The following is a 24375-nucleotide window of genomic DNA, read 5'->3' as shown; positions in this document are numbered from 1 at the left end:
GTCCTGGTTTCAACCTTACGAGGTGCAAAATCCGTTTCCCAGGGCACCCCCACCCTCGCGGCAGGGACCTCGGTCGGCGATCGTCCGGGACCTTGGGAGGTCCGGATTCACACCGTCCTTATCGGCCTTATCGCGCACTCGTGACGACAGTCACAGTACGGTGATACCCTCCCTGCGGAGGAAGGAGGCCCCTCGGATGAGCCCCTTTACCGGCTCCACGCCCCGCACGGCCCACTGGCAGCACCTGCGCCTCGACATCGACCAGGGCGTCGCGACCGTCACCCTCGCCCGTCCCGCGAAACTCAACGCGCTCACCTTCGGCGCCTACGCCGACCTGCGCGACCTGCTCGCCGAACTCTCCCGCGAGCGCGCCGTCCGCGCCCTCGTCCTCGGCGGCGAGGGCCGCGGCTTCTGCTCGGGCGGCGACGTCGACGAGATCATCGGCGCCACCCTCGCCCTCGACACCGCCCGGCTCCTCGACTTCAACCGGATGACCGGCCAGGTCGTCCGCGCGATCCGCGAATGCCCCTTCCCCGTCGTCGCCGCCCTCCACGGCGTCGCCGCCGGGGCCGGGGCCGTCCTCGCCCTCGCCGCCGACTTCCGGATCGCCGACCCGACCACCCGCTTCTCGTTCCTCTTCACCCGGGTCGGGCTCTCCGGCGGCGACATGGGCGCCGCCTATCTGCTGCCCCGGGTCGTCGGACTCGGCCACGCCACCCGCCTCCTCATGCTGGGCGAGCCCGTCCACGCGGCCGAGGCCGAGCGCATCGGCCTCCTCAGCGAGCTCACCGAGGAGGGCGCGGCGGGGGAGCGGGCCGCCGCCCTCGCCCGCCGCCTCGCGGACGGCCCGGCCCTCGCCCTCGCCCAGACGAAGGCGCTGCTCACCGCCGAGCTGGACATGCCGCTGGCCGCGGCCGTCGAAATGGACGCGGCGACGCAGGCGCTCCTGATGAACGGCGAGGACTACGCCGAGTTCCATGCCGCCTTCACCGAGAAACGCCCCCCGAAGTGGCGAGGATGCTGACGCCGCCGGGCCGGGGCCCGGGGGACGCGGCAGACCCGCCCCGGCCCCCCGGACGAGCCACCGGCCCGCACCCGGACCCCCGGACCACCGCCGCCCCCGGCCCGGGTCCTGACCCTGACCACCGCCCCGGCCCCGTGCTCGCCCCCCGCCCCGCCCGTATCGCCGTCGTGGGCGGTGGCCCCGGCGGGCTCTACGCCGCCGCGCTGCTCAAGCGCCAGGACCCGGTCCGTGAGGTCACGGTCTGGGAGCGGAACGCGCCCTCCGACACCTTCGGGTTCGGGGTCGTCCTCTCCGACGAGACCCTCGGCGGCATCCGGGACGCCGACCCCGTCGTGTACGAGGCGCTGCGCCGCGAGCTCGTCCGCTGGGACGACATCGACGTCGTCCACCGGGGCCACCGCACCACCTCCACCGGCCACGGCTTCGCCGCCCTCGGCCGCCGCCGGCTCCTGGAGCTCCTGCACGCCCGCTGCGCCGACCTCGGCGTACGGCTCCGGTTCCGCACCGAGGCCCCGCCCGCCGCCGTCCTCGCCGCCAGCCACGACCTGGTGATCGCCGCCGACGGCGTCCACAGCCACACCCGCGAGGCCCACGCCGCGCACTTCCGCCCCCGGATCACCACCCACCGCTGCCGCTACATCTGGCTCGCCGCCGACTTCCCCTTCGAGGCCTTCCGCTTCGAGATCGCCGAGACCGAGTACGGCGTCATGCAGCTCCACGCCTACCCCTACTCCACCGACTCCTCCACCGTCATCGTCGAGATGCGCGAGGAGGTCTGGCGGGCCGCCGGCTTCCACGAGCTCGACGAGGCCGAGTCCACCGCCCGCTGCGCCAAGATCTTCGCCGAGGCGCTCGGCGGCCGGGAGCTCCGCGCGAACAACTCCACGTGGACCGCGTTCCGTACCGTCGCCAACGCCCGCTGGTCGTACGGCAACACCGTGCTCATCGGCGACGCCGCGCACACCGCGCACTTCTCCATCGGCTCCGGCACCAAACTGGCCGTCGAGGACGCCGTCGCCCTCGCCGCCGCCGTCGGAGCCCACCCCACGCTGGACGAGGCCCTCACCGCGTACGAGACGGAGCGCCGTCCCGTCGTCGAGTCCACCCAGCGCGCGGCCGGCGCCAGCCTGCGCTGGTTCGAGGAGCTCGCCGGGCACGTCGACCGGCCGCCCCGCCGGTTCGCCTTCGACCTGCTCACCCGCAGCCGCCGCGTCACCCACGCCAACCTGCGGCTGCGCGACCCGGCCTTCACCGCCGCCGTCGAGGCGGACTTCGGCTGCCCGCCCGGCACCCCGCCCATGTTCACCCCGTTCCGGCTGCGCGGCCTGACCCTCCGCAACAGGGTCGTCGTCTCACCCATGGACCTGTACGTCGCCGAGGACGGCGTCCCCGGCGACTTCCACCTCGTCCACCTCGGCTCCCGGGCCCTCGGCGGCGCCGGACTCGTCATGACCGAGATGGTCTGCGTGAGCCCCGAGGGCCGCATCACCCCCGGCTGCACCGGCCTCTGGTCCGACGGACAGGCCGAGGCCTGGTCCCGCATAGCCGACTTCGTCCACGCGCAGTCGCCCGGCACCGCGTTCGGCGTCCAGCTCGGCCACTCGGGCCGCAAGGGCTCGACGCGCCGCATGTGGGAGGGCATCGACCAGCCCCTCCCCGAAGGCAACTGGCCCCTCGTCGCCCCCTCGCCCCTCCCGTACCGCAGCGGCGTCAACCAGACCCCGGCCGCCCTCGACCGCGCCGGACTCACCGCCGTCCGCGAGCAGTTCGCCGCCGCCGGCCGCCGCGCCGCCCGCAGCGGCTTCGACCTGCTCGAACTGCACTGCGCCCACGGCTACCTCCTCTCCTCCTTCCTCTCCCCGCTCACCAACCACCGCACCGACGCCTACGGCGGCGACCTCACGGCCCGGCTGCGCTACCCCCTGGAGGTCTTCGACGCGGTACGGGAGGCCTGGCCGGCCGACCGGCCCATGACCGTCCGCGTCTCCGCCACCGACTGGGCCGAGGGCGGCACGACCGCCGCGGACGCCGTCACGATCGCCCGCGCCTTCGCGGACCACGGCGCCGACGCCATCGACGTCTCCACCGGCCAGGTCGTCCCCGACGAGGAACCCGCCTACGGCCGCTCGTACCAGACGCCCTACGCCGACCGCATCCGCAACGAGCTCGGCGTCCCGGTCATCGCGGTCGGCGCGATCTCCTCCTGGGACGACGTCAACTCCCTGCTCCTCGCGGGCCGCGCCGACCTCTGCGCCCTCGCCCGCCCCCACCTCTACGACCCGCACTGGACCCTGCACGCCGCGGCCGAGCAGGAGTACCAGGGCCCGGCCGCCCCCTGGCCCGCCCCGTACCGCGCGGGCAGCCGCCGCCCGCCGACCGGCCGCCGCGAGTGAGGACCCTGGACGCTCGCGTATGCGCGTGCGACGCGGGGCCATGGTCCGCGCACCACTCCCGCCCTTGAATGGGGGCATGACAGAAAACAGGGGCGGGAAGGGTGCCGGGGCGGTCCTCGGCGCGGCGACGGTGGCGACCGGACTGCTCGCGGGGGTGTGGTTCGCGTACGTCTGCTCGGTGATGCCCGCGCTGGCGCGCAGCGACGACCGGGTCTACGTGGAGGTGATGCGGAACATCAACGACGTGATCCGGAACCCGGTGTTCTTCACCCCGTTCTTCGGGGTGCCGGTCCTCACGGCGGTCGCGGCCTGGCAGCACCGCGCCGGCCGGGCCCGGGTCTGGACGCTCGCCGCGTTCGTCCTCGGCCTCGCGGTCCTGGTCGTCACCTCGGCGGCGAGCGTCCCGCTCAACGACGCCCTCGCGGCGACGAAGGACCCCGCCGCCGCCCGCGCCGCCTTCGAGACCCCGTGGGTGGCGTGGAACCTGGTCCGCCGCGGTCCTCGGCACGGTCGGGCTCGCCTGCCTGCTGCGGGCCCTGGCCGTACGGAAGTAGCTACTCCCCGGAGAGGAACGGGCCGACGTACTCCGCGCCCCGGTCCCGCAGCAGTTCGTGCAGGGCCGTGAAGACCTCCGCCGAGCGGCGGCCCGGCCAGTCGTCCGGCAGGAGCTCCGCCGGGAGCACCGGGTCCGCGTAGGGCAGCCGGCGCCAGGAGTCCAGGGCGAGGAGGTAGTCCCGGTAGGCGTCCTCGGCGCCCGCCGGGGCCGACCGCCAGGCCCGCAGGACCGGCTCGTGGGCCGCCAGGAACTCCTCGTGGAGTCCGGCGATCGCCGGCAGGTCCCACCAGCGGGCCACCGCCTCGGCCGTCGCCGTGTACCCCAGGTGGTCGCCGCGGAAGAGGTCCACGTACGGGGAGAGCTCCAGGCGCTCCAGGGCGTTCCGGGTCTCCTCGTACAGCCGGGCGGGCGCGATCCAGACGCCGGGCGCGGCCGAGCCGAAGCCGAGGCGGGCGAGCCGGGAGCGCAGCAGGTGCCGCTTGTGCCGCTCGGCCTCGGGCACCGAGAAGACGGCCAGGACCCAGCCCTCGGACAGCTTCGGCTCCGTACGGGCGTAGATCCGGCGGTCGCCGTCGTCGAGGAGCCGCCGGGCGTCCTCCGAGAGGGCGTACCCGGCGGCGCCGTCCGCCGTCCGGCCCGGCAGCAGCAGCCCGCGCCGCTTGAGCCGCGACACCGAGGAACGCACGGAGGGCGCGTCGACGCCGAGCGCGCCGAGCAGCCGGATGAGCGCCGCCACGGGCACCGGCGACTCGTCGGGCGCACGGCCGTACGCGCCGTAGAAGGAGACGATCAGGGATCGGGGGGTGTGCTGCTCGGCCACGTGATCACTTTAAAGCCCATCGGTCATACCGGGTCCCTGAGCAGGAAGCGCTGGAGCTTGCCCGTCGCCGTGCGCGGCAGCGCGTCGAGGAAGACGATCTCCCTTGGTGATTTGTACGGGGCGATGCGGGCGCGGACGAAGGCCCGCAGCGCGGCGGCGGTGCCCGAATCGCGCGGCACCCCGTCCCGTACCACCGTGTACGCCACGACGACCTGGCCGCGCAGCTCGTCCGGGCGGCCCACCACGGCCGTCTCCACGACGTCGGGGTGGTCGAGGAGCACCTCCTCGACCTGGGGTCCCGCGATGTTGTAGCCGGCCGAGATGATCATGTCGTCGGCCCGTGAGACGTAGCGGAACCAGCCGTCGGGTTCGCGGACGTACGTGTCGCCCGTGACGTTCCAGCCGTTCCGCACGTACTCCTGCTGGCGGGGGTCGGCCAGATAGCGGCAGCCCACCGGGCCGCGCACCGCGAGCAGCCCCTCCTCGCCGTCCGGGACGCCGTTGCCGTCGCGGTCGACGATCCTGGCCTGCCAGCCGGGTACCGGGCGGCCGGTCCTGCCGGGGCGTATGTCGCCGTCGGCGGCGGAGATGAAGATGTGCAGCAGTTCCGTGGCCCCGATGCCGTTGATCAGTCGGAGCCCGGTCCTGGCGTACCAGGCCGTCCAGGTGGCCTCCGGCAGGTTCTCGCCGGCCGAGACGCAGCGGCGCAGCGAGGCGACCTCCGGGGCGGTGCCCAGGGTCAGCTCGTCGAGCATGACCCGGTAGGCCGTCGGGGCGGTGAACAGCACCGACACCCGGTGCCGCTCGATCGCCGCGAGCAGTTGCTTGGGTCCGGCCTGTTCGAGGAGGACCGCGCTCGCCCCGGCCCGCAGGGGGAAGACGACGAGCCCGCCGAGGCCGAAGGTGAAGGCGAGCGGCGGCGAGCCGGCGAAGACGTCGTCGGGCAGCGGGCGCAGGACGTGCGCGGAGAAGGTGTCGGCGACGGCCAGGACGTCCCGGTGGAAGTGGACGCAGCCCTTGGGCTGCCCGGTCGTGCCGGAGGTGAAGGCGATCAGGGCGACGTCGTCGGCGGCGGTCGCCACCGCCTCGTACGGCTCCGCGTGCCGGCCGGCGAGGCTCAGCAGGTCGTCCGGGCCGTCCCCGCCGAAGGGGGTGACCCGGAGCCCGGGTATCCGGGCCGCGAGCAGCTCGTCGAGCACGCGGTCGTCGCAGAGCGCGTGGCTGCACCGGGCGGCTTCGGCCATCACGGCCAGTTCGGGGGCGCGCTGCTGGGCCAGGACGGTGACGGCGACCCCGCCGGCCTTCATCACGGCGAGCCAGCAGGCGGCGAGCCAGGGGGTGGTGGGGCCGCGCAGGAGGACCCGGTTGCCGGGCTGCACCCGCAGGTCGGTGGTGAGGACGTGCGCGATGCGGTCCACCCGCTCGTGGAGCTCCCCGTAGCTCCAGACCCCGCCCTCGCCGTCGTGGAACGCGGGCCGGTCGGCGCCGAAACGCTCCACCGTGCGGTCGAGGAGCTCCGTGCCGCAGTTGAGCCGGTCGGGGTAGCGGAGCTCGGGAAGGTCGAAGACGAGCCGGGGCCAGTGGTCGGGCGGGGGCAGCCGGTCCCGGGCGAACGTGTCGAGGTGGGCCGTGGGTGTCAGCTCCATGAGTCCGTCCCCCTGTCGTGGTGGGGTCGTCCATCGCTCCACGAGCGTATCGTGTTGGTGACGACAGTCAACGGTTCGCGACAGAGCTGCCGCGAGGCCCGGGGACGAAGGCGCCGGACGGCGCCCGGACCAGGGCGCCGGACGCCGCCCGGACCGGGGCGTCGGACGGCGTCGGGACCGGGGCGCTGGACGGCGTCGGGACCGGGGCGCTGGACGCCGCCCGGACCGGGGCGTCGGACGGTGTCCGGGCCAGGGCGTCGGACGGCGTACGGACGAGGGCGCGGGACGCCGCCCGGGTCCCGACGCCGGACGGCGTCGGGAGGAAGGCACCGGAGGGCGCCGGCACGAAGGCGCGGGAAGGAGTCGGGGCCGGGCCCCTGGAGGGCCCCCGGAGGAGAGCGCCGGGCGGCGTCGGAACCACGGCACCGGACGGCGCAGGGACGGCGGCGCCGCGCGGCGCCGCCACACGGGCGCCGGAGGGCGTCAGAGAGGGCCCACATGCCCGCATTCTCGCTCGATCCGGCACAGACCACCTGGTGTGCGGAGCTCAGCACGCTCGCCGCCGAACGCCTGAAGCCCCTCGCCGACCAGGGCGAACCCGGCCGGGTGAACCGCCCCCTAGTCGCCGCCCTCGGCGAGCTCGGCCTGCTCGCCCGCCTCTTCGAGGCCGGCGCCCTCGACCTCTGCCTCCTGCGTGAATCCCTCGCCCGGACGTGCACCGAGGCCGAGACCGCCCTCGCCCTCCAGGGCCTCGGCACCCACCCCGTCGCCGCCTTCGGCACCCCCGCCCAGCGCGCCCGCTGGCTCCCCGAGGCCACCGCGGGACGCGCCGTCGCCGCCTTCGCCCTCTCCGAGCCGGACGCCGGCTCCGACGCCGCCGCCCTCGCCCTCGACGCCGTCCCGGACGGGCGCGGCGGCTGGCGGCTGCACGGCGAGAAGCGCTGGATCTCCAACGCCCCCGAGGCCGACTTCGCCACCGTCTTCGCCCGCACCACCCGCGGCGCCGGGGCCCGCGGCGTCACCGCCTTCCTCGTCCCCGCGGACCGCCCGGGCCTCGGCGGGGAACCGCTCGACATGCTCGCCCCGCACGCCCTCGGCACCCTCACCTTCGACGGCGTCCCCGTCGGCCCCGAGGACCTCCTCGGCGCACCGGACAAGGGCTTCCGCGTCGCCATGAACACCCTCAACCTCTTCCGGCCCAGCGTCGGCGCCTTCGCCGTCGGGATGGCGCAGGCCGCCCTCGACGCGGCCCTCGCCCACACCGCCGCCCGCCCCGCCTTCGGGGGCGTCCTCGCCGACCTCCAGGCCGTCTCGCACCGCGTCGCCGAGATGGCCACCCGCACCGAGGCCGCCCGCCTCCTCGTGTACGCGGCCGCCGTCGCGTACGACGAGGGCGACCCGGACGTCCCCCGGCGCTCCGCCATGGCCAAGCTCCTCGCCACCGAGACCGCCCAGTACGTCGTCGACGCCGCCGTCCAGCTGCACGGCGCCCTCGCCCTCCAGCGCGGCCACCTCCTGGAGCACCTCTACCGGGAGGTCCGCGCGCCCCGGATCTACGAGGGCGCGACGGAGGTGCAGCGCACGATCATCGCGAAGGAGCTGTACGCGAAGGTGCCTCCCACGAAGCCCACCGAGGAGAAGCCCACCGAGGAGAAGACGGCCGAGAAGACGACGGAGAAAACGACCGAGGAGACGACGACCCCATGAGCCTGCACCGCCACAACCCCGCCGAACTCTCCCCGCCCACCGGCTTCTCCCACGCGGTCACCGCGACCGGGACCCGGCTCGTCTTCCTCGCCGGACAGACCGCGCTCGACACCGAGGGCAAGGTCGTGGGGGAGGACCTCACCGAGCAGTTCGCCACCGCCCTCGGCAATCTGCTCACCGCCCTGCGGCACGCCGGCGGCACCCCCGCCGACCTCGCCCGCATCACCGTCTACACCACCGACGTCCCCGGCTACCGCGACCGGGCGCACGAACTGGGCCGGATCTGGCGCCGGTTGGCGGGCCGTGACTACCCCGCGATGGCCGTCATCGGAGTCGTACGCCTCTGGGACGAACAGGCCCTGGTGGAGCTCGACGGCTTCGCTGTCCTGGAGTAGGGCCTGTCTGACCGTTCCTCTCCGCGCACTCTTGATCAACTGGTCGACCGCCCGGGCCGGGCTTAGTGTCGAAACGTGGACTGACCGGCCCACGGCTCACTCACCAGGCGAGGCCCGAGGCGCCAAATGAGTACTCCCAAGCCGACGACACCGGCACAGACCGCGGCGCCGAAGCGCGGCGGCGACGGCAAGGGCATCGCCCTGTTCGTGATCGCGTCCTGCCAGCTGATGGTGGTCCTCGACATCACGATCGTGAACATCGCGCTCCCGCACATCCAGAGCGCGCTGGACTTCTCCACGACCAGCCTGTCCTGGGTCGTCAACGCCTACACCCTGACGTTCGGCGGCCTGCTGCTCCTCGGCGGGCGTGCCGGCGACATCCTGGGCCGAAGACGTGTCTTCATCTTCGGCGTGCTGCTCTTCGGACTCGCCTCTCTGTTCTGCGGACTCGCACAGAGCGAGTGGCAACTCCTCGCGGCCCGCTCGCTCCAGGGCGTCGGCGGCGCGATAGCCTCGCCGACCTCGCTCTCCCTCATCACCACGACGTTCGACGAAGGCCCGGAACGCAACCGGGCCTTCGGCGTCTTCGCCGGCGTCTCCGCCGGCGGCGGCGCGATCGGCCTGGTGGCCGGAGGCATGCTCGTCCAATGGCTCGACTGGCGCTGGATCTTCTTCGTCAACGTCCCGATCGCCATCGTGATCGCGATCCTCACGCCGCGTCACGTCAAGGAGTCCGAGCGGCACCCCGGCCACTTCGACCTCGCCGGCGCGGTGACGGCGACGCTCGGCATGGTGGCGCTGGTGTACGGATTCATCCGGGCCGCGCAGGAGGGCTGGAGCGACCCCTACACGATCGCCTCGTTCGGAGCCGCGATCGTCCTCCTGTTCACGTTCATCCTCATCGAACGGCGCTCCCAGCAACCCATCACGCCCCTGCACATGTTCGCCGACCGCAACCGCTCGGGCACCTACGTCATGATGCTCTGCCTGGCGGCGGCCATCTTCGGGATGTTCTTCTTCCTCACCCTGTTCGTGCAGCAGGTGCTGGGCTTCAGCCCCCTGATGACGGGTCTCGCGTTCCTGCCGGTCAGCGCGATCATCGCGGTCGGCGCGGGCTTCACGTCCAACCTGCTGCCCAGGTTCGGCCCGAAGCCCTTCATGGTGACGGGCTCGCTGCTCACGGCGGTCGGCCTGTCCTGGCTGACGCTCACCGATGTGGACTCCACCTATGCGGGCAGCATCCTCGGACCGATCCTCGTCTTCGGTCTCGGCATGGGCCTGATGTTCGTCTCGCTGACCATCATGGCGCTGTCGAACGTCGAACCGCAGGAGGCCGGGGCCGCGTCCGGCCTGCTCAACTCCACGCAGCAGGTGGGCGGTTCGCTCGGCCTCTCGATCCTGGTGACCGTCTTCGGCACGGCCAGCCGCAACGAGGCCGACACCCAGGTACCCGCCTTCCTGTCCCAGGCCGGCCCGCTGGAGAAGGCCCAGTTCGCCAAGACCGGCCAGCTCCCACCGCCCTGGAGCGACCAGATCCTCGCCACCGGCGTCTCCGCGGGCTTCGTCACAGCGGCGATCTTCGCCGTCGTCGGTGCCCTGGTCGCCATCTTCGTGATCCAGGTCCGCCCCTCCGACATCGAACGCCTCAAGGGCGGCGGCGTGATGCCGGGAGCCTGACCGTCCTGCTACCGCGTCGGCGCGGGATCCGGGCGCAACTCGGCATAGGGCTGCGCGGGACAGGCGGCATCGGGCGGAGCGAGCTTGAGATACACGGTCGAGTACTGCGGATCCTCGACCTCCTTGCCCGGAGCGGGGTCCTGGAAGCAGACCTTCCACGGATCGGCGACACCGGGCAGCGCCACATCGGAGTACGCGCTCTCCGCGACGACCTTCTTGAACGCGAGGGGCTTCAACAGCTCGCCGGCCCGCGCGAAGGTCACCCGGGTGACGGCGGGCATGGCCGGCCAGGGAATCCTGTCCCCGTCGGCGGCGGGGCAGGGCGCCCCGTCCCGCACCACACCGAGGTCAAGCACGGGCCGGCCACCGTCCCGCTGCCCCGCCGAGGTCTGGAAGCACACGCTCCACTCACCCGCGTCCCACTGCCGGGCGTCCTGCTCGGAGGCATCGTGCGACACGACGGAGTACCCGGCGGCGGAGGCGACGGCCTGCGCCTCCTTGAGCCCCTTCCCCACGAGCGCGGGAGGCCCGGTGGGAGTGGGCGAGGGCGTGGCGGAGGCGCTGACGGATGCACTGACGGATGCACTGCCGGACGCCGCGGGCGGCCGGGCATCGCTGTGCCCCGCCTTCTCCTCCTCCGCCGGATCCCCGCGGAGGAGCAGCACGAACCACACCGCCGCGAGCACGCTGGCGAGGATCTTCCGCTTCCGGTCCCAGAGACTCAGCCACGCGAGCCCGATCCCGACGGGCGGCAGCGCGACCAGCGCGACGACGACGAGTCCCGGATGCTGCCACCACCGCCGAACAGCCCCTCGGGGCGGCGACGGAGGCGGCGGCGGTGCATACGCGTACGAGTCCACGCCGGGATCGTAGACAGAACCCCCGCGCCGGGCACGGGGGTTCGTCAGCCACTTCCGGATTCCTCCGGATCGGGGTCCTAGATGTCCCGGAAGATCTCGATCTGTGCGCCGATCGAGTTCAGGCGCTCGGCGAGGTCCTCGTAGCCGCGGTTGATGACGTACACGTTCCGGAGGACCGAGGTGCCCTCCGCCGCCATCATCGCCAGGAGGACGACCACGGCCGGGCGCAGGGCCGGCGGGCACATCATCTCGGCGGCGCGCCAGCGGGTGGGGCCTTCGACCAGGACGCGGTGGGGGTCCAGGAGCTGGAGGCGGCCGCCGAGGCGGTTGAGGTCGGTGAGGTAGATGGCGCGGTTGTCGTAGACCCAGTCGTGGATGAGGGTCTTGCCCTGGGCCGTCGCCGCGATCGCCGCGAAGAAGGGGACGTTGTCGATGTTGAGGCCCGGGAAGGGCATCGGGTGGATCTTGTCGATCGGCGCCTCCAGCTTGGAGGGGCGGACCGTGAGGTCGACGAGGCGGGTGCGGCCGTTGTCCGCGGCGTACTCGGCGGAGCGGTCGTGGTCGAGGCCCATCTCCTCCAGGACCGCGAGCTCGATCTCCATGAACTCGATCGGGACGCGGCGGATGGTCAGCTCGGACTCCGTGACGACCGCCGCGGCCAGCAGGCTCATCGCCTCGACCGGGTCCTCGGAGGGGGAGTAGTCGACGTCCACGTCGATCTGCGGCACGCCGTGCACGGTCAGGGTGGTGGTGCCGATGCCGTCGACCCGGACGCCGAGGGCCTCCAGGAAGAAGCAGAGGTCCTGGACCATGTAGTTGGAGGAGGCGTTGCGGATGACGGTGACGCCGTCGTGGCGGGCGGCCGCGAGGAGGGCGTTCTCCGTCACCGTGTCGCCGCGTTCGGTCAGGACGATGGGGCGGTCGGGGGAGACCGAGTGCTCGACCTGGGCGTGGTAGATGCCCTCGGTGGCCGTGACCTCCAGGCCGAAGCGGCGCAGCGCGATCATGTGCGGCTCGATCGTGCGCGTACCGAGGTCGCAGCCGCCGGCGTACGGCAGCTTGAAGCGGTCCATGCGGTGCAGCAGCGGGCCGAGGAACATGATGATCGAGCGGGTGCGGATCGCGGCCTCGGCGTCGATGGACTCCATGTCCAGCTCGGCCGGCGGCACGATCTCCAGGTCCACGCCCTCGTTGATCCAGCGGGTGCGGACGCCGACGGAGTTGAGGACCTCCAGGAGCCGGAAGACCTCCTCGATGCGGGCGACGCGGCGCAGGACGGTGCGGCCCTTGTTGAGGAGCGAGGCGCAGAGCAGCGCGACGCAGGCGTTCTTGCTGGTCTTGACGTCGATGGCGCCGGAGAGGCGCCGGCGGCCGACGACCCGGAGGTGCATGGGGCCGGCGTAGCCGAGGGAGACGATCTCGCTGTCGAGGGCTTCGCCGATACGGGCGATCATCTCAAGGCTGATGTTCTGGTTGCCGCGCTCGATCCGGTTGACGGCGCTCTGGCTCGTGGCCAGTGCTTCGGCCAGCTGCGTCTGCGTCCAGCCGCGGTGCTGCCGGGCGTCACGGATGAGCTTGCCGATGCGTACGAGGTAGTCGTCTGCCATGGCGTCAACGTATCTCAGATATGAGATGTGACGATCACTGGGGTAGTGCGTTCGGGTGATGCCCTGTTACGTATGGGGCGCTATGACCGGATTGGTCTAGCCGGGGAGGTCCAGTGCGGTGGGATGGCGGGGTTCGTACAGGGGGAGCTCCGTGCCGCTCGGCAGCCGTACCGCCGCGAGCAGCCCCCAGGCCTGTTCGGTGATGGCCCGTGAGATCTCCGCGCCCCGGTCCTCCAGCTCGGTGAGCGTACGGGTGAGGTCCTCGCACATCAGGTAGACCTCGTGCTTCGGCTCGCCCTCCGTCGGGTGCACCGCGAACTCGGCGGGCGGCAGCTTGAAGACGAGCCAGCCGCCCCCTGCGTCCACGTACTCGAAGCCGACGACGTCCTTGAGGAAGGCCCGGTCGGCCTCCGCGTTCCGGGTGTAGAGAATCACGTGCGCGCCGCTGAACATGATCCGATCGTCGGCCGCGCGATCCGCCGCGGCAATCGGACGGCGTCCGTACGGGGCCCGCCCGCCGGACCGCGTCGTGCGGGGCCCGGTCGGCCGGGGCTAGGATCTGCCGCCATGTATACGGGTGGGGATCACATACGGGACGCGGCCGCGCGAGACACTGCCGTCGCCTTCGTCTACACGCCGACCGAGGCCGACTACCGTTCGGCCGTCCGGCGCTTTTCTTTCGGGACGCTGTCCGGACTCCCGGGCGTGCTCATCCCGGCGGCCACAGGCCTCCTGCTCGCGTGTTTCTACGCGTGGCGCAAGGGCTTCTCACCCGCCGCGTCGGCCGTGGTGGGCGCCTGCGTGCTGGTCGCCATGGGCGTGATCCTCCCTCGGATCCTGGCGCGCGTCGCGCGCGAGCAGTACTCGGGGATGGCGGACTACGGAACCTGTACGACCGTCGTCGGCGACGACGGGATGACCACCACCGGTGGCGGTCTCACCAGCACCATCGACTGGCAGGCGTTCCCCCGCTACATCGAGACCGACGAGCTGTTCGTCTTCATGCCCAGGCGTATGCGCATCTACGTCGTCCTGCCCAAGCGCGGGGCCGCGGACCCCGCGGACGTGGATCGCGTGCGCGCCCTCCTGGTGGCGGCGGACTTGCGCCGACTCAGGGGCATGCCAGGCATGACCGTTCGGCGGTGATGTACTAGAGTTATCTCGACATCGAGATATCTGCCGAGGCGCACCGCTGCCGCCACCCTGGTAAGGGATACCTAACTTAGCCTTACCTTAGCGGATCGACGACGTGTACGTGGCGGCAGGATGTGGTGGAACGCGCACATATATGAAGGAGACTGTCGTGTCGGCGAACAGCTTCGACGCCCGCAGCACGCTGCGCGTGGGCGACGAGTCGTACGAGATCTTCAAGCTGGACAAGGTCGAGGGCTCCGCGCGCCTCCCTTACAGCCTGAAGGTCCTCCTGGAGAACCTGCTCCGCACCGAGGACGGCGCGAACATCACCGCCGACCACATCCGGGCCCTCGGCAACTGGGACTCGCAGGCCCAGCCGAGCCAGGAGATCCAGTTCACGCCGGCGCGCGTGATCATGCAGGACTTCACCGGTGTCCCCTGTGTCGTCGACCTCGCCACCATGCGTGAGGCCGTCGCGGCGCTCGGCGGCGACCCGGCGAAGATCAACCCGCTCTCCCCGGCCGAGATGGTCATCGACCACTCCGTCATCGCCGACAAGTTCGGCACGAACTCCGCCTTCGCCGAGAACGTCGAGCTGGAGTACGGCCGCAACAAGGAGCGCTACCAGTTCCTGCGCTGGGGCCAGACCGCGTTCGACGACTTCAAGGTCGTCCCGCCGGGCACCGGCATCGTCCACCAGGTGAACATCGAGCACCTGGCCCGTACGGTCATGGTCCGCAACGGCCAGGCGTACCCCGACACCCTCGTCGGCACCGACTCGCACACCACCATGGTCAACGGCCTCGGTGTGCTCGGCTGGGGCGTCGGCGGCATCGAGGCCGAGGCCGCCATGCTCGGCCAGCCGGTCTCCATGCTCATCCCGCGCGTCGTCGGCTTCAAGCTGACCGGCGAGCTGCCCGCCGGCACCACCGCCACCGACCTGGTGCTGACCATCACCGAGATGCTGCGCAAGCACGGTGTCGTCGGCAAGTTCGTCGAGTTCTACGGTGAGGGCGTCGCCGCCACCTCCCTCGCGAACCGCGCCACCATCGGCAACATGTCGCCGGAGTTCGGCTCCACCGCCGCGGTCTTCCCGATCGACGGCGAGACCCTGAACTACCTCAAGCTCACCGGCCGCTCCGAGCAGCAGGTCGCGCTCGTCGAGGCGTACGCCAAGGAGCAGGGCCTCTGGCTCGACCCGGCCGCCGAGCCCGACTTCTCCGAGAAGCTGGAGCTCGACCTCTCCACGGTCGTCCCGTCGATCGCCGGCCCGAAGCGCCCGCAGGACCGCATCGTCCTCGCGAACGCCGCCGAGCAGTTCAAGACCGACGTCCTCAACTACGTCACCACCGCCGACGAGGCCGAGCTGGAGTCCTTCCCGGCCTCCGACGCCCCGGCGAACCACCCGAACGGTGGCGCCCCGTCGAACCCGGTCCAGGTGACCGCCCCGGACGGCTCCACCTACACGATCGACCACGGCGCCGTCACCGTCGCCGCGATCACCTCCTGCACCAACACGTCGAACCCGTACGTGATGGTCGCCGCCGCGCTCGTCGCGAAGAAGGCCGTCGAGAAGGGCCTGACCCGCAAGCCGTGGGTCAAGACCACCCTCGCCCCGGGCTCGAAGGTCGTCACCGACTACTTCGACAAGGCGGGCCTCACCCCGTACCTCGACAAGGTCGGCTTCAACCTCGTCGGCTACGGCTGCACCACCTGCATCGGCAACTCCGGCCCGCTGCCGGAGGAGGTCTCCAAGGCCGTCAACGAGCACGACCTGGCCGTGACCTCGGTGCTCTCGGGCAACCGCAACTTCGAGGGTCGCATCAACCCCGACGTCAAGATGAACTACCTGGCCTCCCCGCCGCTGGTCGTCGCGTACGCCATCGCGGGCTCCATGAAGGTGGACATCACCAAGGACGCCCTCGGCGTCGACCAGGACGGCAAGCCCGTCTACCTGGCCGACATCTGGCCCTCGGAGGCCGAGGTCAACGACGTCGTCGCCAACGCCATCGGCGAGGACATGTTCAACAAGTCCTACCAGGACGTCTTCGCGGGCGACGCCCAGTGGCAGGCGCTGTCCATCCCGACCGGCAACACCTTCGAGTGGGACGCCGAGTCCACCTACGTCCGGAAGCCCCCGTACTTCGAGGGCATGACGATGGAGACCACCCCGGTCACCGACATCACGGGCGCCCGCGTGCTCGCGAAGCTCGGCGACTCGGTCACCACCGACCACATCTCCCCGGCCGGTGCCATCAAGGCCGACACCCCGGCCGGCAAGTACCTCACCGAGCACGGTGTGGAGCGTCGTGACTTCAACTCCTACGGCTCGCGCCGAGGCAACCACGAGGTCATGATCCGCGGCACCTTCGCCAACATCCGCCTGCGCAACCAGATCGCGCCGGGCACCGAGGGCGGCTTCACCCGCGACTTCACCCAGGCCGACGCGCCGGTGTCGTTCATCTACGACGCCTCGCAGAACTACCAGGCCGCCGGCACCCCGCTGGTCATCCTGGGCGGCAAGGAGTACGGCTCCGGCTCGTCCCGCGACTGGGCCGCCAAGGGCACCGCGCTCCTCGGCGTCAAGGCCGTCATCACCGAGTCGTACGAGCGCATCCACCGCTCGAACCTCATCGGCATGGGCGTCCTCCCGCTCCAGTTCCCGGCCGGCCAGACGGCCGACTCGCTCGGCCTGACCGGCGAGGAGACCTTCTCCCTCACCGGCATCACCGAGCTGAACGAGGGCACGACCCCGAGCACGGTCAAGGTCACCACCGACACCGGTGTCGAGTTCGACGCGGTCGTCCGCATCGACACCCCCGGTGAGGCGGACTACTACCGCAACGGCGGCATCATGCAGTACGTGCTCCGCAACCTCATTCGTGGATAAGCACAGTCGCGGCTGACGCCACAGGATCCGGTAGACGGAAAGGGCCCCGCTCCTCGGAAGAGGAGCGGGGCCCTTGCGTTCGGGCGGGAGCCCGATCAGAACAGCTCGCGGAAGCTGTTCCAGCCGGACGTGCCGATCTTCACGCGGCCGCTGAACGGCGCCGAGGCGTTGCCGGTGCCCTTGTACAGCCAGAGCTCGCCGGCGCTGTTGCGGGCGACGAGGTCGGCCTTGCCGTCGAAGTTCAGGTCACCGGAGGAGGCCAGGGTGTTGTACGTGTTCCAGCCGGAGCCGATGCGGGTGCGGGCGGTGAAGGGCGCCTTGTAGTTGCCCGTGCCCTTGTACAGCCACAGCACGCCCGAGCCGTCGCGGGCGACGAGGTCGGGGCGGCCGTCGCCGGTGATGTCGCCCTTGCCGGCGATCTGGGTGTAGGCGTTCCAGCCGCCGCCGACCTTGTAGCGCGTGGTCAGGGCGCCGTTGCCGTAGCCGAGGTAGTGCCACAGCACGCCGGAGGTGTCGCGCGCGAGGAGGTCGTCGGCCGCGCCGCCGCCCGTGTTGGAGGCGGAGACGATCTTGTTGTAGATGTTCCAGCCGCCGCCGAGGTCGCGGGGGGCGCCCGTGTCGACGAAGTTCAGACGGCCGTTGCGGATGGCGTACCAGCCGTCGGAGTGGCCGTCGCCGTCCAGGTCGGCCTGGGCGAACTTGCTGTGGTAGTTCCAGCCCGTGCCGGAGTTGTCCGCGAGGCGCTGGATGGCGCCGCCACCGACCGGCTCGTAGGCCCAGACGGTGCCGGCGCTGTTGACGCCGAGGAGGTAGTTGACCGGCGCCGAGGCGGCGGTGGTGGTGGCCGCGAAGGCGCTCGCGTTCGAGGTCCGAGCGATGCCGGAGGAGACGGGCTGCGGCGCCTCGGCGGCGACGGCCGCCGTCGTGGTGCCGACCAGGGCGGCCGTGATCGCCGCGACCGTGACACGGGACAGGACGCCCGTGCGGTTCAGGCCAGAAGAGTTGGCCACGTGTACTCCAGATCCGTATGGAATAAGGCAGGTCCCGCCACAGGCCCCCTGCGCGAGGGCAAGGAGTGGGCGGGGTCTCTATGATCCCGGATCCTTCTCATCGAATCTTCACCTGGCAACGGGTTTGTGACACAACTGTTTCGATGTTCGATCATTTGTCCTTTTCGTCGCTTCCCTCCCTCCCGCCGGGGCGCGTGCGGGAGGGAATCCCCGTCCTATGCCGTGACTCTGACGTGATGTCAAGGGTGTTGTGCGGCGAATGGTTGGACGAAACGCCGCAGATCCAGCGTGCTTATCCCGGAGGTCTCAACTCGGGAAAGATGGTCGTGCAAACCTGGTTTCGATCTTGCTCCCGTGAAGGGAAGTGGACTATACCTGTCGGCGTCCAGCCAGTCGGAGCAATCCGGCGACGGCCCGACGCGTGCACGACCCGGCTGCAAATGACCGCGGTGGCGGGGCCCTTCGCCTGTGGCGAGTGAGTACGGGCGACCGGTACACCGCCTGAGTCCTGAATGAAGGCGAGGACTTGAGCATGGGATCCACCTCCGCACACAACGGTGAGGGCCTCGGCCGTCGCGATCTGATCAAGCGTTCCGCCGCTGTCGGTCTGATCTCCGTACCGACCATGGGCTTCCTCTCCGCCTGCGCGAGCAGCGGTGACGGTGGCAACGAGAAGGTCGAGAAGGGCACGAAGTCCGACAAGAACCCGCTCGGGGTGAATGCGGCGGCCCCGCTCGATTTCGTCCTCTTCGACGGCGGATTCGGACAGCAGTACGCCAAGGACGCGATCAAGGTCTACGAGACGAATTACCCCAAGGCCAGCGTCAAGTTCACGCCGACCCAGAAGATCACCACCACGCTGCAGCCGCGCTTCAACGGCGGCACCCCGCCGGACCTCATCGACAACTCCGGCGCCGAGCAGATGGACATGGGTGTCCTCGTCGGCCAGAAGCAGCTGGCGGACCTCACCCCGCTGCTCGACGCGCCGTCCATCGACGACCCGAGCAAGAAGGTCCGCGACACCCTGCGGCCCGGCATCGTCGAGATGGGCCAGTTCGACGGCGACCCGGTGTGGATCATGTACTACGCGTACACGGTCTACGGCGTCTGGTACTCGCAGAAGCTGCTCGACTCCCTCGACGCGAAGTACCCCGAGACCTGGGACGAGATGCTGGCCGTCTGCGAGAAGGCCAAGAAGAAGGGCATCGCCGGCTGGACGTACGCCGGCAAGTACCCGTACTACGTCCCCTTCTCGCTCTACCCGATGATCGGCAAGGTCGGCGGCCGCGAGGTCCTCGACGCGATCGACAACCTGGAGCCGAAGGCCTGGGAGCACCCCGCCGTCAAGGCCTGTTTCGAGGCGTACTACGAGCTGGTCAAGAAGGGCTACATCCTCCAGGGGACCCCCGGCCTGGACCACATCCAGTCGCAGACCGCCTGGACCGAGGGCAAGGCGCTGTTCATCCCGAACGGCTCCTGGGTCGAGAACGAGGCCGCGAAGACCATGCCGGCCGACTTCAACCTGGCCGTCTCCGCCCCGACCGGCATCGACTCCTCCGACAAGATGCCCTTCGGCACCATCTGGGCCTCCGGCGGCGAGCCCTTCATCGTCCCCGCGAAGGCGAAGAACCTGGAGGGCGGCCTGGAGCAGCTGCGCATCATGCTCAGCGAGGCCTCCTCCAAGAACTTCACCCAGTCCGTGAAGTCGCTGACCGCCTTCAACGGCGGCACCGACGGCATCGAGCTGACCCCGGGCCTCAAGTCCGGTGTCGCCGCCCTGGAGAAGGCCGGCCAGAACGTCGTCAACCCGCGCCTCCAGGACTGGTACGTCGCCCTCCAGAAGGAGAAGATCGGTGTCGCCGGCCTCGGCGAGATGATGGCCGGCCGTGCGACGCCGGCCGAGACGATCAAGAAGATCCAGAAGTACGCCGACGAGGCGGCCAAGGACTCCTCGATCAAGCACTACAAGCACCAGTGAGCAGTGCCGGGGCCCCTTCCCGCCGACCGGGAGCGGGCCCCGGCCCCATGGCGCGCGGCAGCAGCGGCGCGTGGCACCAGCGGCGCGCGTCTCCGCGGGAAGATCGGGGTCGGTAGGAATGCAACACGGCAAGTACCGTTTCATCGTGGGGTTCCTGGCGGCCCCCCTCGCGCTCTACGTGCTGTTCGTCATCTGGCCGTTCATCCAGTCCATCTACTACTCGTTCACGGACTGGACCGGACTGAGTCCCGAATTCGGGATGGTCGGATTCGACAACTACAGCAGAATGCTGGACGACGAGGTCTTCTGGAAATCGCTCCAGCACAGTCTGACCTTCGCGGTGGTGCTGCCCCTGGTGACCGTGGGACTCGCGCTCTTCTTCGCCTTCATGCTCAATGTCGGCGGTCGGCGCCGCGGGGGCGCGGCGATCGCAGGTGTGCGCGGTTCCGCGTTCTACAAGATCGTCTATTTCTTCCCGCAGGTGCTGTCGATCGCGATCGTCGCACTGCTCTTCCAGTTCGCGTACAACCCGAACAGCGGAGCCATCAATTCCGTATTGAAGGGGGTCGGTCTCGGCTCCGTCCAGCCGGACTGGCTCGGTGATCCGGACCTCGCCCTCATCTGTGTGATGGTCGTCCTCGTCTGGTCCACCGTCGGATTCTTCGTCGTCCTCTTCTCGGCCGGCATGGCGTCCATTCCGAGGGACTTCTACGAGGCGGCCCTGCTCGACGGCGCGAACCGCTTCACCACCTTCTTCAAGATCACCATGCCGCTGCTCTGGGACACCGTGCAGTCCGGCTGGATCTACATGGGCATCCTCGCGCTCGGCGCGGAATCCTTCGCCGTCGTCCAGATCATGACCGTCGGCCCCAACGGCGGCGGACCCGACTTCTCCACCGTCGTCCTTCCGCTGTACGTGTACCAGAAGGCGTTCCGGGACGGTCAGGCCGCCTACGCAACGACCATCGGTGTCGCGCTCCTCATCGTCACGCTGGCCTTCGCGGCCGTCGTGATGAAGGTGGGCCGGCGCGAGCGGCTGGAGTTCTGATGAAGACGACCGACACTGCCACCACCGGCGTCGGGAACCCCGGCTCCCCGGCCGGCCCCGGCCCCACGGTCACCAAGATCGCGCCGCCCGCCGCGCGCAGGACCGCCAAGGCCGAGGGCGCGACCCTCAACGTCTTCTCGCACGGCGTCCTGATCATCTGGGCGATCATGGTCGTCATGCCGCTGCTCTGGGCGGTCATGACCTCCTTCAAGACCGACAAGGCGATCTTCACCTCGCCGTGGTCGCTGCCCGACAAGCTGCACTTCGAGAACTGGTCGCGCGCCTGGACCGAGGCGCACATGAGCGACTACTTCCTGAACACCCTCCTGGTGGTCGGCGGCTCGCTCGTCGGTACGCTCCTGCTCGGCTCGATGGCGGCCTACGTCCTGGCCCGCTTCGACTTCCCGGGCAACCGCTTCATCTACTTCCTCTTCATCGGAGGGATGAGCTTCCCGATCATCCTGGCGCTCGTGCCGCTCTTCTACGTCATGCAGAACATGGCCCTGCTCAACACGCAGCACGGCCTGATCCTGGTCTACATCGCGTACTCGCTCCCGTTCACCGTCTTCTTCCTCACGGCCTTCTTCCGCACCCTGCCGACCTCGGTGGCGGAGGCGGCCTTCGTGGACGGGGCCTCGCACACCCGGACCTTCTTCCAGGTCATGCTGCCGATGGCCAAGCCCGGCCTCATCAGCGTCGGCATCTTCAACTTCCTCGGCCAGTGGAACCAGTACCTGCTGCCCACCGTGCTCAACACCGACCCGGAGAAGAAGGTGCTCTCCCAGGGCCTCGTCCAGCTGGCCGTCAGCCAGGGCTACAAGGGCGACTGGTCCGGCCTCTTCGCCGGCCTCGTGATGGCGATGCTCCCGGTCCTCGCCGCGTACATCGTCTTCCAGCGGCAGGTGGTCGCCGGCCTCACCGCGGGCGCCGTGAAGTAGCCCGCCGACCCTTCCTCCGGAGCCCCCGGCGCACCCGCGCCGGGGGCTCCGTGCGTCGTGTGACACTCGCAGCCCGATACTCAAGGTCTTGACGGGGACCGAGCCGAAAGCGTCCCCTAGAGTTCACATGTTGGAGAAAACGGTGGGAGTGAGAGAGTCGATGGAGACTCCGGGGTCGCAGACGTCGCTGCACAGGGCCAATCTCGAACGGGTCGTCCGGGCGGTGCGGATGGCCGGCTCGCTCACCCAGGCGGAGATCGCCCGGGCGACGGGCCTCTCCGCCGCCACGGTCTCCAACATCGTGCGGGAGCTGAAGGACGGCGGCACCGTCGAGGTCACGCCCACCTCCGCGGGGGGCCGCAGGGCCCGCAGCGTCTCCCTCTCCGGCGACGCCGGCATCGTGATCGGCGTGGACTTCGGCCACACCCACCTCCGGGTCGCCGTCGGCAACCTCGCCCACCAGGTGCTCGCCGAGGAGGCCGAGCCGCTCGACGTGGACGCCTCCGCCGCGGAGGGCTTCGACCGCGCGGAACAGCTGGTCAAGCGGCTGATCCGGGCCACCGGCATCGGCTACGACAAGGTGATCGGCGTCGGCCTCGGCGTGCCCGGACCGATCGACGTCTCCTCCGGGACCCTCGGCTCGACCTCGATCCTGCCGGGCTGGGGCGGCATCAACCCCGCCGACGAGCTCTCCGGCCGGCTCGGCGTCCCCGTGCACGTCGACAACGACGCCAACCTCGGCGCGCTCGGCGAGCTCGTCTGGGGCAGCGGCCGGGGCGTCAAGGACCTGGCCTACATCAAGGTGGCCAGCGGCGTCGGCGCCGGACTCGTCATCGACGGGCGGGTCTACCGGGGGCCCGGCGGCACCGCCGGGGAGATCGGGCACATCACCCTGGACGAGTCGGGGCCGGTCTGCCGCTGCGGCAACCGAGGCTGCCTGGAGACCTTCACCGCCGCGCGGTACGTCCTGCCGCTGCTCCAGCCGAGCCACGGCCCCGATCTGACGATGGAGCGGGTCGTCCAGCTGGCCCGTGAGGGCGACCCCGGCTGCCGCCGGGTGATCGCCGACGTCGGACGGCACATCGGCAGCGGCATCGCCAACCTCTGCAACCTGCTCAACCCCAGCCGGGTGGTGCTCGGCGGCACCCTCGCCGAGGCCGGTGAGCTGGTCCTCGCGCCCATCAGGGACTCCGTCTCGCGGTACGCGATCCCCAGCGCCGCCCGGCAGCTCTCGCTGGCCCAGGGGGCCCTCGGCGGGCGCGCGGAGGTGCTCGGCGCCCTCGCCCTCGTACTGAGTGAAATGGGCGATTCGACCCTTTTGGAGAGCGCGCTTCCCTCGGCGGCGCCAGCCTCCCGTCTTGCCTTCACTTAGAGAACGAACACCACCGTTGTCATCTCGTTAAGAATTTACTTCTTGACGACAAGGTTGCGGCCGAGTTGACTTCGTGGCACCTCGGCCGCACCGTCGCGGCCTCGTCAGGGAGGCAACCCCACATGAACGCAGTGACGCGTCGTGCCGTCATAGCCACGGCCGCGGTCTCGATGGCCTTCTCGCTCGCCGCCTGCGGCCAGGCCGGTGGCGGCGACAGCGGTGACAAGGGCAGCTCGACCAAGATCGGCCTGCTCCTGCCGGAGAACAAGACCTCGCGCTACGAGGCCCTGGACAAGCCCCAGTTCGAGAAGGCCGTCAAGGCCGCCTGCTCCGACTGCGAGATCGTCTACAACAACGCCGTCTCCGACGTCGTGAAGCAGAAGCAGCAGTTCGACCAGCTCATCGCCGACGGCGTCAAGGTCATCGCGCTCGACCCGGTCGACGCCGCCAAGGCCGAGGGCTGGGTCAAGGACGCCAAGGCCAAGGGCGTCAAGGTCGTCGCGTACGACCGCGCCGTCCCGGGTGCCGACGCCTACGTCAGCCACGACAACAACAAGGTCGGCGAGCTCCAGGGCCAGGCCCTGCTGACCGCGCTCGGCGCGAAGGCCGCCACCGCCAGCGTCGTGATGATCAACGGTGACGAGAAGGACCCGAACGCCGCCCTGTTCAAGAAGGGCGCCCACACCGCGCTCGACGGCAAGGTCGGCAAGATCGCCTACGAGGCCTCCGGCGAGTGGGACCCGAAGGTCGCGGGCGAGAAGATGTCCGCCGCGATCTCCTCGGTCGGCAAGGACAAGATCGGCGCCGTCTACTCGGCCAACGACGGCATGGCCGGCGGCATCATCACCTCCCTCGAGAACGCCGGCGTCAAGGGCATCCCGGTGGGCGGCCAGGACGCCGAGGTCGCGGGCGTCCAGCGCATCATCGCCGGCACCCAGACCTTCACGATCTACAAGTCGCCGCTCCAGCTGGCCCCCGAGGCCGCCAAGTTCGCGGTGAACCTGCTCAAGGGCAAGGACCTCGGCGCCCAGGGCGCGACCGACGGCGTCCCCTCCACGCTCTTCGCCCCGGTCGTGGTCGACAAGACCAACATCCAGTCCACGGTCGTCAAGGACGGCATCTACAAGGCCGCCGACCTCTGCACGGCGGACCTCGCCGCCAAGTGCACCGCGCTGGGCATCAAGTAACACCGCCCGAACCCGCCGGGCCCGTAAAGGCCCGGCGGCACGGATCCGGCCCCAGGGCCTGGGGGGGGGGGGGGGGGGGGGGGGGGGGGGGGGGGAGGGGGGGGGGGGGGGGCCCCCCAAGGGGGATGGGCAC

At 70.7% G+C, this 24375-nt stretch carries 19 protein-coding genes; 13 read left to right on the top strand and 6 right to left on the bottom strand.

All coding sequences use genetic code 11. The features are described 5' to 3' along the window. Window positions 1-196: 196 nt before the first annotated feature. From ACZ7HT_RS20335 to ACZ7HT_RS20325, 3 genes are all read left to right on the top strand, one after another. Window positions 197-1024: an enoyl-CoA hydratase family protein gene (locus ACZ7HT_RS20335; RefSeq protein WP_116158333.1), complete on the top strand. Its 828-nt coding sequence runs from the start codon at window positions 197-199 to the stop codon at window positions 1022-1024. Continuing rightward, the gene (locus tag ACZ7HT_RS20330) at window positions 1018-3417 is read left to right on the top strand and encodes a bifunctional salicylyl-CoA 5-hydroxylase/oxidoreductase (protein WP_471167518.1); all 2400 of its coding nucleotides are present in this window, start codon (window positions 1018-1020) and stop codon (window positions 3415-3417) included. The genes ACZ7HT_RS20335 and ACZ7HT_RS20330 overlap by 7 nt, the downstream gene beginning before the upstream one ends. A gap of 76 nt (window positions 3418-3493) precedes the next feature. After that, window positions 3494-4042 carry an anthrone oxygenase family protein gene (locus ACZ7HT_RS20325; protein WP_471167516.1) on the top strand — a complete coding sequence of 183 codons (549 nt, stop codon included), beginning with the start codon at window positions 3494-3496 and terminating at the stop codon, window positions 4040-4042. On the opposite strand, the gene ACZ7HT_RS20320 is transcribed toward ACZ7HT_RS20325, so the two are convergent. Then, entirely contained in the window at window positions 3972-4793 is an 822-nt protein-coding gene (locus ACZ7HT_RS20320) for a PaaX family transcriptional regulator (protein ID WP_471167513.1), read from the bottom strand. The two genes, ACZ7HT_RS20325 and ACZ7HT_RS20320, sit on opposite strands and share 71 nt — an antisense overlap. Window positions 4794-4816: 23 nt before the next feature. Beyond that, window positions 4817-6439, bottom strand: a complete 1623-nt coding sequence (locus ACZ7HT_RS20315) for an AMP-binding protein (RefSeq protein WP_471167510.1) — start codon at window positions 6437-6439, stop codon at window positions 4817-4819. Between the two features lie 498 nt (window positions 6440-6937). Between ACZ7HT_RS20315 and ACZ7HT_RS20310 the strand changes: the two genes are divergently transcribed. The 3 genes from ACZ7HT_RS20310 to ACZ7HT_RS20300 all read left to right on the top strand — a co-directional run bounded on the left by ACZ7HT_RS20310 (window position 6938) and on the right by ACZ7HT_RS20300 (window position 10218). Further along, window positions 6938-8146 (top strand): acyl-CoA dehydrogenase family protein, encoded by a 1209-nt coding sequence (locus ACZ7HT_RS20310; RefSeq protein WP_471167507.1) that lies wholly within the window; start codon window positions 6938-6940, stop codon window positions 8144-8146. Beyond that, the gene (locus tag ACZ7HT_RS20305; protein WP_471167504.1) at window positions 8143-8541 is read left to right on the top strand and encodes a RidA family protein; all 399 of its coding nucleotides are present in this window, start codon (window positions 8143-8145) and stop codon (window positions 8539-8541) included. The genes ACZ7HT_RS20310 and ACZ7HT_RS20305 overlap by 4 nt, the downstream gene beginning before the upstream one ends. Before the next feature lie 126 nt (window positions 8542-8667). Next, window positions 8668-10218: an MFS transporter gene (locus ACZ7HT_RS20300; RefSeq protein WP_471167501.1), complete on the top strand. Its 1551-nt coding sequence runs from the start codon at window positions 8668-8670 to the stop codon at window positions 10216-10218. Between the two features lie 8 nt (window positions 10219-10226). On the opposite strand, the gene ACZ7HT_RS20295 is transcribed toward ACZ7HT_RS20300, so the two are convergent. From ACZ7HT_RS20295 to ACZ7HT_RS20285, 3 genes are all read right to left on the bottom strand, one after another. Continuing rightward, on the bottom strand, window positions 10227-11078 hold the full coding sequence (locus tag ACZ7HT_RS20295) for a PASTA domain-containing protein (protein ID WP_471167498.1): 852 nt from the start codon (window positions 11076-11078) through the stop codon (window positions 10227-10229). Between the two features lie 77 nt (window positions 11079-11155). Further along, entirely contained in the window at window positions 11156-12685 is a 1530-nt protein-coding gene (locus ACZ7HT_RS20290) for a helix-turn-helix domain-containing protein (RefSeq protein ID WP_471167495.1), read from the bottom strand. Between the two features lie 96 nt (window positions 12686-12781). Continuing rightward, complete coding sequence (locus tag ACZ7HT_RS20285) at window positions 12782-13138, bottom strand: VOC family protein (protein WP_471167492.1); 357 nt, start codon at window positions 13136-13138, stop codon at window positions 12782-12784. A gap of 114 nt (window positions 13139-13252) precedes the next feature. On the opposite strand from ACZ7HT_RS20285, the gene ACZ7HT_RS20280 reads away from it, so the two are divergent. Both ACZ7HT_RS20280 and acnA read left to right on the top strand, forming a co-directional pair. Then, entirely contained in the window at window positions 13253-13831 is a 579-nt protein-coding gene (locus tag ACZ7HT_RS20280) for a YcxB family protein (protein WP_471167489.1), read from the top strand. Window positions 13832-13988: 157 nt separating this feature from the next. Then, window positions 13989-16709: an aconitate hydratase AcnA gene (gene acnA / locus ACZ7HT_RS20275; protein WP_471167486.1), complete on the top strand. Its 2721-nt coding sequence runs from the start codon at window positions 13989-13991 to the stop codon at window positions 16707-16709. Window positions 16710-16804: 95 nt separating this feature from the next. Here the strand turns inward: acnA and ACZ7HT_RS20270 are convergent, their stop codons facing one another. Then, window positions 16805-17719: an FG-GAP repeat domain-containing protein gene (locus ACZ7HT_RS20270; RefSeq protein WP_471167483.1), complete on the bottom strand. Its 915-nt coding sequence runs from the start codon at window positions 17717-17719 to the stop codon at window positions 16805-16807. Window positions 17720-18251: 532 nt separating this feature from the next. Here ACZ7HT_RS20270 and ngcE point away from each other — a divergent pair. The 5 genes from ngcE (at window position 18252) to ACZ7HT_RS20245 (ending at window position 24242) form a co-directional block, all read left to right on the top strand. Beyond that, entirely contained in the window at window positions 18252-19697 is a 1446-nt protein-coding gene (gene ngcE / locus ACZ7HT_RS20265; protein ID WP_471167480.1) for an N-acetylglucosamine/diacetylchitobiose ABC transporter substrate-binding protein, read from the top strand. Window positions 19698-19815: 118 nt separating this feature from the next. Continuing rightward, window positions 19816-20745, top strand: a complete 930-nt coding sequence (locus tag ACZ7HT_RS20260; protein ID WP_471167478.1) for a carbohydrate ABC transporter permease — start codon at window positions 19816-19818, stop codon at window positions 20743-20745. Further along, window positions 20745-21683, top strand: a complete 939-nt coding sequence (locus ACZ7HT_RS20255; protein ID WP_471167475.1) for a carbohydrate ABC transporter permease — start codon at window positions 20745-20747, stop codon at window positions 21681-21683. Before ACZ7HT_RS20260 ends, ACZ7HT_RS20255 begins: the two co-directional genes overlap by 1 nt. Before the next feature lie 160 nt (window positions 21684-21843). After that, on the top strand, window positions 21844-23055 hold the full coding sequence (locus ACZ7HT_RS20250; RefSeq protein ID WP_471167472.1) for an ROK family transcriptional regulator: 1212 nt from the start codon (window positions 21844-21846) through the stop codon (window positions 23053-23055). 122 nt (window positions 23056-23177) lie between these two features. After that, window positions 23178-24242, top strand: coding sequence for a sugar ABC transporter substrate-binding protein (locus ACZ7HT_RS20245; protein WP_471167470.1), 1065 nt, complete (start codon window positions 23178-23180; stop codon window positions 24240-24242). Window positions 24243-24375 lie beyond the last annotated feature (133 nt).

The organism is Streptomyces sp. NPDC037410 (assembly GCF_055602235.1).
This window is presented reverse-complemented; position numbering and strand designations above follow the sequence as displayed.